Source organism: Cutibacterium equinum (genome assembly GCF_028021195.1).
Classification (GTDB): domain Bacteria; phylum Actinomycetota; class Actinomycetes; order Propionibacteriales; family Propionibacteriaceae; genus Cutibacterium; species Cutibacterium equinum.
The window spans coordinates 2,201,033-2,214,645 of record NZ_CP115668.1 but is presented as its reverse complement, the minus strand read 5'-3'; the positions used below and the strand labels follow the sequence as shown (position 1 = coordinate 2,214,645).

Below are 13,613 nucleotides of genomic sequence, written 5' to 3'. Positions count from 1 at the left end.
CACCGCTGGGACATACAACTGGGCCGGGGGCGAACCCCCGGCCCAGCGCTCTCATGGCCTCACGGCTGAGCAGTTCACTCAGCAGTTCACTTGTTGTGGGCGTCAATCCAGTTGATGATCGTGTCGTCGACCTGATCCTTGACGGGCTCGTTGATGGTCTCGTGCATCAGGCCCTTCCACTGGATGATCTTCTTGTCCTTGGAGCCAATGGCGTTGTACCAGTTGGTGTCGAAGTAGGCCGGGACGATGCCGTCATTCGCACCGTGCATGATGAGGGTCGGCTCGGTGAAGGACGGAGCGTTGAAGGTGTTGAAAACCTGAGCGACGCCCATCTGCTTGACCATGCCGAGGGTCATGTACTTGTTGTTGTACGGATCGTTCTTGTAGTCCTCGACGACGGCCGGGTCGGTGCACACGCCGCCCGACAGCGGGTTCTTGACCTTCATCACGGACTCAGCGAGGGTCGAGGGCAGGTGAATCGCCTTCGGATTGTGCACGGCGTGGGTCAGCAGGGTGCCGTTGAAGCTGGTGAGCTTCTCCATGGGCAGTTTCTGGCTGATGGTCGGAGCGGCATTCTGCTCGGCCTCGGTGAGGTCGTGAGCCGTGATGATCTCGGGGGACTCGGTGTCGCGGCCCCACGGGTTCGTGGCAATGCCGCCGCCGTTGCTCACGATGCCGTCAACGGTTCCCGGGTACTTGGCGCCGTAGGACTGGACGGCGAAGCCACCCATCGAATGACCGAAGAGGAAGACCTTCTTGCCCTGGTTCTCGGTGTGGGCGATGTTGACGAACTGGTGGACGTCATTGACGAGGTTGTGCCAGTCGTCGATGTTGCCGCGCGGGATGACGTTGTCGGCGTACGGGCGGGCGCTGCGTCCGTGGCCGCGATGATCGAAGCGGTAGGTGGAGTAGCCGGCGTCATTGAGGCGCTTGGCCAGGTAGTCGTAACGGCCCGAGTGCTCAGCGGCGCCGTGGACGATGACGACAGCTCCCTTGGCGTTCGGAACGATGTTCTTGCGGAAGAAGAGCTTGGTGCCCCAGTGGTCGGTGCTGGTGACGTATCCGGTTTCCAGCTTCGGCTGGGCGGAGACTGCGGCAACGGGTGCTGTGGCGTTGTCGGACGCCAGGGCGGGAGACGCCGCCATGGAGACTCCGGTGATGGCCATGGTGCCGGCGATGGCCAATGCGCTCATTTTCTTCGTGAAGGTCATGTCCAAGCTCCTTTGCTGTGAAGTGGCTAGCCGTGTGGCTTGTGTCGTGAGACTAGGGGATTGCAGGTCCATTCGTCAGGCGTATGACCGTGTGCACGTCTGGAATCGGTCAGATGGGCGTGGGGTGAAAGTAGTGCGTGCACAACTGTGCAGGCATGAGGTGGTCGGGGAATTGGGAGAAGGGGATTGGCGATGGCACTTGGCGCTGAGGTGACCAGATGGGGCTGCAGGATGGTCCCGCAGCCCCATCGGTGTCAGGCGACGTAAGTCACACGGTTGCCTGGCTCAGGTCGTGTGCGGTCAGGATTCAGCGGACCTGGCTGGCAGGAACCCAGGCGGCGGTCTGGATGTCGCTGAGGTTGCCGACGTGCTCGGTCCTGCTGGGCAGGCCGGGCAGATTGATGGTGACGCAGGTCTTGGCGTCCTTGAGATTGGCGACAATCTGCTCGGCCAGTGGCTTCAGGTCTGCGAGGTCGGAGGTGTCGCCGAAGGCCTTGAGCGCATTGTCGGCGATGATCTTGACGATCTTCGCGGCAGCGGCGGGCTTGTTGGCCAGCAGGGATGGGTTCTTCAAAATGGTGCTGACGATCTCCTTGGCGGAGTGCAGGGCCGCAGTCTTGGTCTTCGTGGCGCCATTCTCGAAGAGGATCTTGGCGATCTTGGCCTCGATCTGGTGACGCTCGTGGGCGTTGTTCTTGAGGCACTCGAAGTCGATCTGGATCGGGAGCTTCGAGGTGTCGAAGGCCGGGGCGGACGGAGCCGGAGCAGACGGAGCCGGGGCGGGCGTGGCCTCGGCAGCGTGGGCTGGGACAGCCATGACGGCGGTTCCGGTGGCGATGGCAGCAGCTGCACTGGCGGCGATGAGTCGATTCTTGATCATGGGGTGTCCTCCTTGTGTGGTGGTTGGCACCTGGTGGGGTGCATTGGCCGGGGGTCCGGCTGACGCCACTAACGTAAGAAGCTCAGGCTCGGCGGGTCCACCGTGCGGCGAGACTGTTGCACTTTCGTCTGATAAGGGGAAACGAACGGTCACCCAGATGAGGGAGGACCTGCACGAGTGGCCGTCAGGAAGGCTTTCTCGACCCCGAAACGAGAGCCCTGAGGCGTGTTTGGCCCATGGGTTCGTCGGCCTGGGTCGCCACGACAGCCCATCGCGGGGCCTGTGCGGTCACGGTTGTGATCTGTTCGACTTCGTGACGGGCCCGAGATTTGAGGAGGGCGCTGCTGGGGCGGGCGGCTGCCAGCGAATTGTTGATGACCCACGCCCAGGGGTGGATGTCGGCGCGAGCAAGATCGGTCACCAGAGATGTCGCCTCAAGGACAGGTGTGGTGTCCGGCAGGGTGACGACGATGATCTTGGTGTGCTCGGGGTCCTGAAGACGCATGAGCGGGGTCGTCGCATGGAGCCGTTGCGTGGAATCCATGTGACGCAGGACATCCCGGTGGTAGGAGCCGGTGGCGTCCATGAGAAGGAGGGTGTGTCCGGTTGGGGCGGTGTCCATGATGACGAATTGCTGACGCGCCATGTTGACCGCGTGGCTGAACTCCTGGAACACCGCGATCTCCTCGGTGCAGGGGCTGCGTAGGTCCTCGGCAAGTGCGGCGCGGCCCTCCTCGTCAAGGCTGCTTCCCCGGGCTGCCATGACGCGCTCGCGATAGGCTGCGGTGGCCCTGTCGGGGTCAATGGAGTCAACCGTCAAACCGGCCACCTCCCCAGCCAGTGTGGCGGCAAGGTGAGTCGCCGGGTCGCTGGTCGTGAGAAGGACCTTCTTGCCGCGCCGAGCCAGTTCCGTCGCGATGGCGGCAGCAATCGTCGTCTTTCCGACCCCACCTTTGCCCATCGTCATGACAAGGCCGTGATCTTGGTCGGCAAGATCGTCGACGAGCCGGTCAAGACCTGGCTGTTCGGGTAGATGGATGTCGGCGTCGTCGTCACGGTGATCGGTCTCGTCCCTGGCGAACATGTGGGACAGGGCATCGACACCGATCATGGTCGTCGCCTTGAGGGTTATGTCGTCGCGTTGAAGGGTAGCGAGGCTGGTGGGCATGGTCTCCAGGGCGGCGCGTTCGCGTTCCACGATGGCGCGGTGGAGGGGATCGGCGTCGTCGGCGTGAGGAAGAAGGCCATTGATGACGAGGTGGGAGGTCTGTATGCCGATCTCGGCGAGTTCCGTGAGAGTGCGGTGTGTTTCGCGCAGGCTCGACGGCTGGGCCCGCGCCACGAGAACAAGTCGGGTGACCTCGGGGTCCGTGAGGGCCTCGACGGCGGCTCGATAGGTGCTCTTGGCCTTGTCAAGGCCAGACATGGGGCCCAGGCAGGAGGCGTCACCCTTGCCGTCGTCAAGGTAGGCGGTCCAGTCGCCCGGTAGCTGGAGAAGGCGGATGGTGTGGCCGGTGGGTGCGGTGTCGAAGATGACGTGGTCGTAGTCGGCGGTACGTGACGGATCGGCCAGCAGGTTGGTGAACTCGTTGAATGACGCGATCTCGACGGTGCATGACCCGGAGAGTTGTTCGGTGATCGCGGCGATCTCGCTGGGGGGAAGAATGGCGCGCACCGGGTCGATGATCCGATTGCGGTAGTCCTCCGCCGCCTGCTGCGGGTCAATGTCGAGGGCGTCGAGTCCGGGGACGGCGTCGATCGGGGTGATGCGGTTGCCAATCGTCTGGCCAAAGACGTGGCCGACATTGCTTGCGGGGTCAGTGCTGACGAGGAGGACTCGTTTGCCGCAGTGCGCGAGTTCGACCGCAGTGGCACACGCGACGCTCGTCTTTCCGACCCCGCCTTTTCCGGTGAAGAAGATGTGACGAGGGGCGTCGTCGAGGAATGTGGCCATCGGGACCTCCTGGCGTTGTGGTGTTGTCAGCGGGGTTTGTCAGCAGCAACCGGAGGACTGTTGGGAATCACCACAGCAGGACGCGGATGCCCCTTGGCCTGAGCAGCAGTCCTCGATGACGGGCAGTTCCATACGTGGCGAGCTGTCAGTACGGCCGGCCCATCGCAGCATCTCGTCGCGGCTGGGGTGACGACCGGTGAGCACGGTGACGTCGTCGACGAGGGTGAGGGGGAGGGCCTCGGAACCGGCGGTCTGGAGGAAACTGACGACGACCGGGTTCTCGGCGAACCGGGTTGGGTCGGTGGCCAGGTTGGCCCGCTCCACGTCGATTCCGTGGGACTGGAGGGCCTTGATGTCGGCGGTGAAGGTCACGAGTTCCTGGTCGACGTCGGTGCCGCACACCCCGGTGTTGCAACACAGCGCGGGTTCGTAGACGCGGATGGTGGGCATCTGGACCTCCTGTGGTCACATTGACAAACGTCGATATGTGGATGATAGGAGGTCGTATTGATGGGCGTCAATATGGCGACGGTAGGATGATCGGCATGAAGACGACGCTGCCCGTTGTGTCGGCTGACGATGAGTGCGAGCCCGACTCGTCACCTCTGCCAGTTTCGCGTGCCGAGGAGCTCTCTGTCGTGGCGAAGGCGTTGTCAGACCCGGTGCGGTTGAGAATCTTCCATCACATCGCAGCGAATAGCGGCGCCAGCGTGTGCGCCTGCCATCTTGACGGCCTGTTCGGGGTGAGCCAACCGACCCTGTCCCATCACCTCAAGAAACTCGTTGCGGCGGGACTGGTCGACAAGGAAATGCGGGGACGCTGGGCCCATTTCACGGTGCGCCCAGAGGGGCTGGAAGCTCTTCGTGCCTTTCTGGCTGATCTTCCTTGATCTTGGGTCGAAGAGCTCCCACACCCTCTGGTGAACTGGTCACAGGTTCACGATCATCTTTCCGGTGTTGGCGCCGTCCAGCATGTCAATGAAGGCCTGGGGTGCAGCGTCGAGGCCGTCGCGAGTGGTTTCGTCCCACTGGATGGAGCCGTCGGCGATCCATGTGGCCATGTCCTTCTGGAAGTCTGCTCTGGCCTGCTCGGCGTACTTGGCGATGACGAAGCCGCGCAGCGTCAGGCGCTTGCCGATGGCCAGCGCCAGGTTGCGCGGTGCGGGTGTCGGTTCGGTGGTGTTGTACTGGCTGATCGCCCCGCACATCGCCACGCGGCCGTCGGTACGCAGGTTCGCGATCGCTGCCTCCAGGTGGTCACCGCCGACGTTGTCGAAGTAGACGTCGATGCCCTCGGGGGCGGCCTTCCTGAGCTGCTCGGTGACGTCACCGTCGCGATAGTTGAAGGCGGCGTCGAAACCCAGCTCCTTGAGACGGGCGATCTTCTCAGCAGTGCCGGCTGACCCAACGACTCGGGAAGCGCCCTTGAGCTTGGCGATCTGCCCCACGGCCGAGCCGACCGCTCCTGCCGCGCCGGAGACGAAGACGACATCGCCTTCGTGCATCTCACCGGCCAGCAACAAGCCCGCGTAAGCGGTCAGGCCCGGCATGCCCAGCACACCGAGGTACGCGCTGTCCGGCACTCCCTGATCGGTGAGCGGTCGCACCGCGTCGCCAGCCAGGATGGCGTGTTCGCGCCAGCCTAGACCGTGCGCCACCTTGGTGCCCACCGGTAGCTGTTCCACACGTGACTCGATCACCTCACCGATGGCCCCGCCGTCCAGCGGTCGGTCAATCTGGAAGGGAGGCACGTAGGACTCGACATCGTTCATCCGGCCCCGCATGTACGGGTCCACGGACATGATGGTGTTGCGGACGAGGACCTGCCCGTCGTCAAGATCGGGGAGGTCCACCTCAACGGTGCGGAAGTTGTCCAGGGTGGGTTTCCCGACGGGGCGGGAGGCAAGGTGAATCTCGCGGGTTCGGGTGGTCATCGTTCTCCTCGCTGTTGGTCAGGGCGCTGTTGGTCAGGGCGCTGTTGGTCAGGGCGCTGTTGGTCAGGGCGTTGTTCGTCGAGTCAGTCGTCGACGACGGTGACGTCGACGCGGATGTTGCCGCGGGTGGCATTGGAGTAGGGGCAGACCTGATGGGCCTGATCGGCCAGCTGCTGCGCCTCGTCATGTGGCAGGTTCGGGACGACGACCTCCAGGGCAACGGCCAGACCGAACCCCTGTCCTGCCCGGCCGATCGAGACCCGCGCACCCACCGAGGAGTCACCCAGGTCCTTGTGTGCCTGACGAGCCACCAGCTGCAGCGCAGAGTGGAAGCACGCGGCATAGCCGGAGGCAAACAGCTGTTCCGGGTTCATCCCCCTGCCGCTGCCACCCATCTCGACCGGGACGGCCAAGTCCTCCGAGAACCGGCCGTCAGCGGTCTGGACGTGGCCATTGCGGCCGGCTCCGGTGGCGATGGCCTCAGTGGTGTATACGGGCTCGATCTCAATCATGATGCCTCCTGGCTGGCGTGATCTGGCTGTGAGACCGCCTGTGTTTGGCGGTCCCACCAACAACGTAGCGCACAACTAAATTGTGCACAATCATCTGTGCCCACGGTAGCTTTGGGATGTGAGCAACCCGACTCCCGACCTTGATCATCAGCTCTGCTTCTCCCTGTACCGGGCCAGCAGAGCGGTGACGCGCGCCTACCGGCCGCTGCTCGAGAACATCGGTCTCACCTACCCCCAGTACCTCGTCATGCTCGTCCTGTGGCAAGCCGACGGCCCCGTCGGCGTCAATGACATCGGAGCCCGGTTGCACCTCGACAGCGGCACCTTGACCCCGCTGCTGCGACGGCTGGAGCAAGCTGGTTTCGTCACTCGCACCTGGAGCGACAATGACGGCCGGCGTCGTCTGATCAGCCTGACGTCGGAGGGGCGATCCTTGCGTGGCAAGGCAGCCGGAGTGCCCGAGCAGGTGCTCGCGCTGTACCCGGCCTCACCAGAAAAACTCGTCCAGGTGAAGGCATTCTTGGACGACCTGTCCAGCCAACTTGAGTGACGACAGTCAGCTCGCCATTCAGGGGGCCAGGTCCACATTGCCGCGTGCGCATGTTCCCAGGCGTGGCGTGTTCCCAGACATGACAAAGGGTCTCTGGCTAGGACTTATTCCCAACCGGAGAGCCATGAAGGGCATGTATCTTGACGAGGTGGAAGCCCGAGCGGACCAGATCGTGATCGAGGACGCCAAGCGAGCCCTCCTCACGCCCGAGGATCGGAAGAATATCCCAGAAGCGCGGCGTATCGTGGAGGACGTCCGGCGCGGTCGTGCAGCTTATGAAGAAGTCGTAGGCCGATTCGACAAGGAGCAGGCAGAGTTCGAGGATATTTACAAGGCTAGGGGGTCTTGTGGGAGAAGGATCAGTCAGCGCGAAAGCGGCTGCCGGAGATGTTCCCGGACCGGTAAAAGACCGGCAGGGCAGACCTCAGAGACCTGCCTGTCGATATCTATGCCCTGCTTCCCATTGACCTCGAGCTGCCCGTGCCGGCAGACGTATTGTGGCGGCTCGACGATGCTCGGATGTGCCAAGGGAACAAGGCTCCACTGCTGGGCATCTACGAGTCCGACACTGAGACGTTCTTCACCTTCGGATATCCGTCGGAGCTCACTGGTGACCAGATTAGTGACGCTGGCCTCATGTGGACGACTAGCGTCAACAAGCGGACACACGCCATAGACTCCGGCACGATCGTAAGGCCCAGTGAAGACGCGGACCTGATCTGGTGCTACGAGTAGAACCGGCAGTACCAAGCTAGCCGAAACCCCGTAGGTGATCCTGCGGGGTTTTCTCATGCCCGCGCGTGAGCTGGTCGATGGCCCCGTCCAGCCGCTTGGCAACAGTGGGCACGCGGGGCGTCTCATCGGAGCCGCCCGGCCTCTCTGGCTCGTCCCAGTCGCCACGCTCGATACGTCGCTGGTCGCGGTTCAGCCATCCCTCGCCGTTGCGGGATGCTCAACGGGATGCTTCCAAGTGGTATTTGATGTCGAGGCGTGTCGCTTCATGGCGAAGATGAGGGCAAGAAGAAACCCCCGCTGACTTGGTGTTTTACGTAGTCAGCGGGGGCCTGGTCACTGTGCGCGAGAGAGGAGTTGAACCTCCACGTCCCAAGGGACACTGGCACCTGAAGCCAGCGCGTCTGCCATTCCGCCACTCGCGCATTGAGTTCGCTGGACGAACCCAACTCGCAGAAGATAGCACGGATCGGGCGCCGAAGTGAAATCGAGAGGGCTGGGCCGCGTCACGGCGGGCCGACATGGCTTCACCTACCGAGTAGCCTTGCTCCGTGCTGTCCTTCCTTGCCGCGGCCCTCGCCCTGGGCATCGCCGGTTTCGACCCATTGGGCTCCTTCGTACTCCTGGCGGCTCTCGGTCTGGGCGTCAAACGTCGCGGCGTCGTCATCCTGCTGCTCACCTCGGTGGGAACCTCTGCCATCTTCGGGGTTGCCGGAGTGCTCGGTCTGGGAACCTTGCTGGCCCGGCTGGGCATTCATGGGCTACATGTTCCGCACGTGGTGTGGGTGTGGCTGGTGGCAATCCTTGGCGCGGGCTCTCTGGGCTGGGCGGCATGGCGTCTGCGTCCAGGGGCAGCCACACAGGAACTCGACGAGGACACCTCAGCTGCGCCTCGTTCGACGGCGCCCGGGGCTCTGGCCATCAGCGGTCTCCTGGTGGGGATGTCCTCGCTCATTGACCCGGCGTTCTGGGCGATGCTCGTCCATGCCGCACACCTTCCTCATGCCAGCTGGGCCGTCGTCGAATCCCTCATCTGGGTTGCCTGCAGTCACAGCTTGCTCATCGGCCTCGTCATCGCCTACCTTCTCGGCGGGCCTGGCCGAGTCACCGAAATGGTGACGAGCATTCGCGAGGATCACGCCGTCGCGGTCCATCGCGGGATCTCTGCACTACTTGCTGCTTGCGGATGCTTTCTATTGGCCGATGTCACGGGCGTGCTGGCCACTGGGCAGTGGTTCTTCCAGCTGTGAACATTCACCTCCCGCGGTGACGACGGCGGCCGGCTCGTCCCAGGAGCCATCCCAGTGCCAGGCCGAGCACTCCGGCGCCGACCGCGACCCCGATCTGCCACGGGCCCCATTCGCGAGTTGTGACCGTCACCGTCTGTCCATGAGGGATGGGAGCGCCCTTGGCCTCGGCGGCTCCCACGGCATTCGCGCGCTGGGCGATGCGATCCAGAGGAGCCTCCAGGACAGTGCGGGTGTACCCCATGTGGATCGGACGACCTTGATTGAGCTCGTCTTGCCACGTCGATTGCAATGTGAGAATGCGCGTCAGGGCTGGCGCGGTGTCACAGACGGGATCACCCTTCATGCACACCGAGTAGGTTTCCGCGTAGGCCTCGGGGGGAATCGCGGCCCCGGCGTTGGCCATGTCAGCTTCCAGGGCCTCCTGGTCGACCGACTCCTGGCTCAGCCCCAGGGTGGCCTTGATGATGGCCCGCATCTGGTCATCGCGGTTGGCCCCGGGAGTCGCATTGGCGCGCTCGCGCAGGTAGTAGAGGATGGCCGCGGTACCAATGGCCGACTTACCGGCATCTCCACTGAGTTCCTGGACGTTCTGGCCTGGGTAGTGGTCGGGATTGCCGGCCAGAATGGCACCTGCCAGACGCTGTGGGGTGTCGGTCGAGGCGAGGGCCTGGGTGATGGCCTGGGAGCCTTGCGAGAATCCGGCGAGAATGACCCACTCGTCGGGGCACTGTTTCTTCTCGGCGTTGAGGAGGGCGGTGAGTTTCGTGGCTCCCAGAGCCGCCGAGTCGAAGTATTCGGTCGACGGCATGGTGGCGTCGAAGAGCAGACCGCTCAAGGATGCGTCTTGCAAGGTGTGAGGGTCGGCCGCCGGATAGTCCAGGTAGACCTGACGGACGGTTCCCTTGTTCTTCCACTTCTGGGCCAGAGCGTCGCGGATCGACGTGATGGTGGTGCCGTAGGGAGGGGTTTCTCCCGAGCCGCGGACGCCGACGAACATCACGGAGGCGCACTCCATCTGGGATGCCTGTTGTGACGACACCGGGTCTGAGTCCCAGCCCATCCCTGCTCCAGGAGTGATGGGGGCCACAGGTGTGGGCGACTCGGCGGATTCGCTGGCGTAGCTGGTGCTCGTGGTCGTCGGGGTGGGGATTGATGGCTCCGCCCGGGCAGCAAGCGGCATCGTCATCAGGCCGAGGGTGACGAGGAGGGTGAGCAAGGTCTGCCGAAGCTTCACGACGCCAGTCAAGCAGGTGCCGCCGACACGTCGTCGACGGCACCTGTTCCGTTCCCGTTGGCGGGAGGCCGGTCAGGCGCCCCAGTGATCGTCAGGACTGCTGGAAGGTTCCGGTGATCGACGCGGAATCCAACTGCGTGGTGTGGATGGCAAAGCGCACCTGGACATTGGCGGCATCGTCAGGAATGTCGAGATGTTCGCTGGGCATGGCATGAACGGTGTGGATGTAGCGGTGGGCCGGTCCGGGAGGCGGACAGGCGCCGGAGTACCCGTCCTCCTGGTAATCATTGCTCCACTCGCGCACCCCAGCGGGAAGTGGGCCGCCCTCGTCGAGGGAGGTGACGTCGGCCGGGATGTCGGCGAGGATCCAATGCCAGAAACCGGATCCGGTCGGGGCATCAGGGTCGTAAATGGTGATCGCGTAGGACTTGGTGCCATCTGGGCCGGGGGTCCAGCTCAGCTGGGGGCTGACGTTCTTGCCGCCCGCATCGGCGTGGGCGTAGGCCAGGTCGATCGGCTGGCCTTCGGTGATGGACGTGCTGGTGATCTCCATGAGGTGTGTCCTTTCCTTGTGTCCAGGATGCCAGCCGGCTGTGGGATATGAAGGGCCATCATGGCGGGCCAGGGGCGACGACGATGAATTGCGGGGGGCGAGTGTGCCCATGACCCGAACTGCGTATACCCTTCATCTTGTGCTGGTTCCCATCGCCAGACACCAGATGTAGGGGTTTCCCGGCATCCGGCGGTGATGGGAGGAAAGAGGGAATCCGGTGGGAAACCGGAACTGCCCCGCAGCGGTGACAGGGAACGACGGCGACACACGCACTGGCCATCCGGCTGGGAAGCATCGCTTGGTAGGAACCCGTCTGACGACGGAGAGCCCTGAAGTCCGAAGACCTGCCAGGACCCGGGTCAGCGACCCGGTACGACAACAGGCGCGCGGGACGTCTTGGGGTGAACCTGCTCCACTCGTGCGCTGCTTCGAGGAGAGAGCATGTCGACGACCCTTCATTCCGCGTCCTTCCACCCCACGTCCACCAGCCAGCAGCGAGCAGTGCCAACGTCGATCCGCAAGAGGGACGGGCGAGTCATTGGATTCGACTCGACGAAGATCGTCGAGGCCGTCCGTAAGGCCTTCGTCGCCTGCGGGGTTGAGGGTCCCGAACTATTGGCCTCCGAGGTCGCCCTCGAGGTGCTGTCCCGACTGAGTGAGAGGGGTGAGAACACCCCTGACGTCGAGGACATCCAAGACCTCGTCGAAAAGGCCCTCATGAACCAGGGGCATGACGACGTCGCCAAGGCCTACATCCTCTACCGTCAGCGTCGCACCGTCGCTCGTGACCAGCAGTCGGCCCTCATGCGCACCCTGCGCGAGATCACGTTCGCATCGGCCGAGGAGGCTGACGCCAAGCGGGAGAACGCCAACGTCGACGGCAACTCCGCGATGGGGTCGATGCTGCGTTACGGAACCGAGTCGGCCAAACAGTTCAACCTGCTGGAGGTACTCGACCCGGCCCACGCTGCCGCCCATCGCGACGGGGACATTCACATCCACGACCTCGACTTCCTCACCCTGACGACCACCTGCTGCCAGATCAACCTCACCGATCTGTTCGAGCACGGTTTCTCCACCGGCCACGGTGTGCTGCGAACCCCGCAATCCATCGGCTCCTATGCCGCCCTGGCCTGCATCGCCATCCAGTCCAACCAGAATGACCAGCACGGTGGCCAGGCAGTGCCCAACTTTGACCGGGACATGGCTCCAGGTGTTGCCAAGACCTTCGTCAAGGCTGCCCAAACCGGGCTGACAAGGACATTTGAGGTGCTTGGAGGTGACGCGGACCGTCTCGACGAGGTGCGTTCGGCGGCGTCTGGGTGGGTGCTGGAACCAGATGCTGCCGCGCTGGCCCAGGAGAGGGAGCAGGTGGCGCACCTGTTCGCCGGGCTCGTTGACGACACCGACCGTGTTGCCGAGAGGATCCGTCGTCAGGCCGTCGAGGAAACTCGTCGTCAGACCTCTCAGGCGATGGAAGCCCTCATCGCCAACCTCAACACCATGAACTCGCGGGCCGGAGCCCAGACCCCGTTCTCGTCGATCAATTACGGCACCGACACCAGCCCGGAGGCGCGGATGGTGATGCGCTGCCTGCTGGAGGCCACCGAGGCTGGACTGGGTGGCGGGGAGACCGCGATCTTCCCGATCCAGATCTTCCGGGTGTGCAAGGGGGTCAACCTCGACGACGGTGACCCCAACCACGACCTGTTCCGGTTGGCCTGCCGGGTGAGCGCCAAACGTCTGTTCCCGAACTTCTCCTTCCAGGACGCCCCGTTCAACGCCGAGTACTACCGGCCCGGTCACCCCGAGACCGAGATCGCCTACATGGGCTGCCGCACCCGGGTCATGTCGAACGTCCACGACCCCTCGCGGGCACAGACCTGGGGACGCGGAAATCTGTCCTTCACCTCGATCAACCTGCCGAGGCTGGCCATCGAGGCCGACCACGACGTCGATGCCTTCTTCACCTCATTTGACCAGATGATCGACCTCGTCATTGACCAGCTTCTTGACCGGCTCAAGATCCAGTCCCACAAGCTGGTGCGCAATTTCCCCTTCCTCATGGGGCAGGGGGTCTGGATCGACTCGGAGGGGCTGGGAGCTGACGACGCTGTCGCCGAGGTGCTCAAGCACGGAACCCTGTCGGTGGGGTTCATCGGGCTGGCCGAGACCCTGACGGCCCTCATCGGTTCTCATCACGGCGAGTCCGAGGAAGCCCAGCAGCTTGGCCTGCGGATCGTCTCTCATCTGCGTGAGCGGATGGACGAGGCTGCTGAGCGCACCGGATTGAACTTCTCGGCCCTGGCCACTCCCGCCGAGGGCCTGTCGGGACGGTTCGTGCGCATGGACCGGCAGCGCTATGGGGAGATTCCGGGGGTCACTGACCGGGAGTACTACACCAACAGTTTCCACGTGCCGGTCTGGTACCGCATCGGCGCTGCGGACAAGATTCGCATCGAGGCGCCCTACCACGCCTTCACCAACGGAGGCCACATCTCCTACGTCGAACTGGCAGGCGATCCAGCACGCAACGTCGACGCCTTCGAGGCGATCGTGCGGTACATGGCTGCCAGCGGGATCGGGTACGGGTCGATCAACCACCCGGTCGACCGGGATCCGCAGTGCGGATACACCGGGATCATTGACGACGAGTGCCCCCAGTGCGGCCGTGGTGAGGATTCCGGGCCCTTCGATCGGATTCGCCGCATCACGGGCTACCTCGTCGGCGGGCTGGACCGATTCAACGACGCCAAACGCGCCGAGGTCCGCGACCGGGTCAAGCACGGATGAGGTCGCGCCG

12 protein-coding genes, 1 tRNA gene and 1 riboswitch are annotated in these 13,613 nt (G+C 63.9%); of the genes, 4 read left to right on the top strand and 9 right to left on the bottom strand.

Annotated features, from left to right (window positions below):
• Positions 1-86: 86 nt before the first annotated feature.
• From O6R08_RS10050 to arsD, 4 genes are all read right to left on the bottom strand, one after another.
• Entirely contained in the window at positions 87-1,211 is a 1,125-nt protein-coding gene (locus O6R08_RS10050) for an alpha/beta hydrolase (RefSeq protein WP_271417979.1), read from the bottom strand.
• A gap of 307 nt (positions 1,212-1,518) precedes the next feature.
• Positions 1,519-2,091, bottom strand: a complete 573-nt coding sequence (locus O6R08_RS10045) for a hypothetical protein (RefSeq protein ID WP_271417978.1) — start codon at positions 2,089-2,091, stop codon at positions 1,519-1,521.
• A gap of 184 nt (positions 2,092-2,275) precedes the next feature.
• Complete coding sequence (gene arsA / locus O6R08_RS10040; RefSeq protein WP_271417977.1) at positions 2,276-4,045, bottom strand: arsenical pump-driving ATPase; 1,770 nt, start codon at positions 4,043-4,045, stop codon at positions 2,276-2,278.
• A gap of 39 nt (positions 4,046-4,084) precedes the next feature.
• Complete coding sequence (arsD, locus tag O6R08_RS10035) at positions 4,085-4,495, bottom strand: arsenite efflux transporter metallochaperone ArsD (RefSeq protein ID WP_271417976.1); 411 nt, start codon at positions 4,493-4,495, stop codon at positions 4,085-4,087.
• A 95-nt stretch (positions 4,496-4,590) separates the two neighbouring features.
• Here arsD and O6R08_RS10030 point away from each other — a divergent pair, with 95 nt between their 5' ends.
• Positions 4,591-4,935, top strand: coding sequence for an ArsR/SmtB family transcription factor (locus O6R08_RS10030; protein ID WP_271417975.1), 345 nt, complete (start codon positions 4,591-4,593; stop codon positions 4,933-4,935).
• Positions 4,936-4,974: 39 nt separating this feature from the next.
• On the opposite strand, the gene O6R08_RS10025 is transcribed toward O6R08_RS10030, so the two are convergent.
• Both O6R08_RS10025 and O6R08_RS10020 read right to left on the bottom strand, forming a co-directional pair.
• Positions 4,975-5,979, bottom strand: coding sequence for an NADP-dependent oxidoreductase (locus tag O6R08_RS10025; RefSeq protein WP_271417974.1), 1,005 nt, complete (start codon positions 5,977-5,979; stop codon positions 4,975-4,977).
• Between the two features lie 83 nt (positions 5,980-6,062).
• On the bottom strand, positions 6,063-6,491 hold the full coding sequence (locus O6R08_RS10020) for an organic hydroperoxide resistance protein (RefSeq protein WP_271417973.1): 429 nt from the start codon (positions 6,489-6,491) through the stop codon (positions 6,063-6,065).
• A 118-nt stretch (positions 6,492-6,609) separates the two neighbouring features.
• On the opposite strand from O6R08_RS10020, the gene O6R08_RS10015 reads away from it, so the two are divergent.
• Positions 6,610-7,041, top strand: coding sequence for a MarR family winged helix-turn-helix transcriptional regulator (locus O6R08_RS10015; protein WP_271417972.1), 432 nt, complete (start codon positions 6,610-6,612; stop codon positions 7,039-7,041).
• A gap of 1,074 nt (positions 7,042-8,115) precedes the next feature.
• Here the strand turns inward: O6R08_RS10015 and O6R08_RS10010 are convergent.
• Positions 8,116-8,198 (bottom strand) — tRNA-Leu (locus tag O6R08_RS10010).
• 126 nt (positions 8,199-8,324) lie between these two features.
• Between O6R08_RS10010 and O6R08_RS10005 the strand changes: the two genes are divergently transcribed.
• Positions 8,325-9,023, top strand: coding sequence for a hypothetical protein (locus O6R08_RS10005; RefSeq protein ID WP_271417971.1), 699 nt, complete (start codon positions 8,325-8,327; stop codon positions 9,021-9,023).
• Positions 9,024-9,027: 4 nt separating this feature from the next.
• On the opposite strand, the gene O6R08_RS10000 is transcribed toward O6R08_RS10005, so the two are convergent.
• Positions 9,028-10,083, bottom strand: coding sequence for a cutinase family protein (locus O6R08_RS10000; RefSeq protein ID WP_271419363.1), 1,056 nt, complete (start codon positions 10,081-10,083; stop codon positions 9,028-9,030).
• A gap of 265 nt (positions 10,084-10,348) precedes the next feature.
• Positions 10,349-10,810, bottom strand: coding sequence for a YbhB/YbcL family Raf kinase inhibitor-like protein (locus O6R08_RS09995; RefSeq protein WP_271417970.1), 462 nt, complete (start codon positions 10,808-10,810; stop codon positions 10,349-10,351).
• A gap of 163 nt (positions 10,811-10,973) precedes the next feature.
• Positions 10,974-11,176, top strand: a riboswitch (cobalamin riboswitch).
• 75 nt (positions 11,177-11,251) lie between these two features.
• Here O6R08_RS09995 and O6R08_RS09990 point away from each other — a divergent pair.
• Complete coding sequence (locus O6R08_RS09990; RefSeq protein WP_271417969.1) at positions 11,252-13,603, top strand: anaerobic ribonucleoside triphosphate reductase; 2,352 nt, start codon at positions 11,252-11,254, stop codon at positions 13,601-13,603.
• Positions 13,604-13,613 lie beyond the last annotated feature (10 nt).

What these genes read in the sequence shown, in the direction of transcription:
- O6R08_RS09995 (WP_271417970.1), bottom strand. Translation starts at nt 10,810, where the DNA reads ATGGAGATCACCAGCACGTCCATCACCGAAGGCCAGCCGATCGACCTG.
- arsA (WP_271417977.1), bottom strand. Translation starts at nt 4,045, where the DNA reads ATGGCCACATTCCTCGACGACGCCCCTCGTCACATCTTCTTCACCGGA.
- O6R08_RS10030 (WP_271417975.1), top strand. Translation starts at nt 4,591, where the DNA reads ATGAAGACGACGCTGCCCGTTGTGTCGGCTGACGATGAGTGCGAGCCC.
- arsD (WP_271417976.1), bottom strand. Translation starts at nt 4,495, where the DNA reads ATGCCCACCATCCGCGTCTACGAACCCGCGCTGTGTTGCAACACCGGG.
- O6R08_RS10050 (WP_271417979.1), bottom strand. Translation starts at nt 1,211, where the DNA reads ATGACCTTCACGAAGAAAATGAGCGCATTGGCCATCGCCGGCACCATG.
- O6R08_RS10000 (WP_271419363.1), bottom strand. Translation starts at nt 10,083, where the DNA reads ATGGGCTGGGACTCAGACCCGGTGTCGTCACAACAGGCATCCCAGATG.
- O6R08_RS10020 (WP_271417973.1), bottom strand. Translation starts at nt 6,491, where the DNA reads ATGATTGAGATCGAGCCCGTATACACCACTGAGGCCATCGCCACCGGA.
- O6R08_RS09990 (WP_271417969.1), top strand. Translation starts at nt 11,252, where the DNA reads ATGTCGACGACCCTTCATTCCGCGTCCTTCCACCCCACGTCCACCAGC.
- O6R08_RS10045 (WP_271417978.1), bottom strand. Translation starts at nt 2,091, where the DNA reads ATGATCAAGAATCGACTCATCGCCGCCAGTGCAGCTGCTGCCATCGCC.
- O6R08_RS10025 (WP_271417974.1), bottom strand. Translation starts at nt 5,979, where the DNA reads ATGACCACCCGAACCCGCGAGATTCACCTTGCCTCCCGCCCCGTCGGG.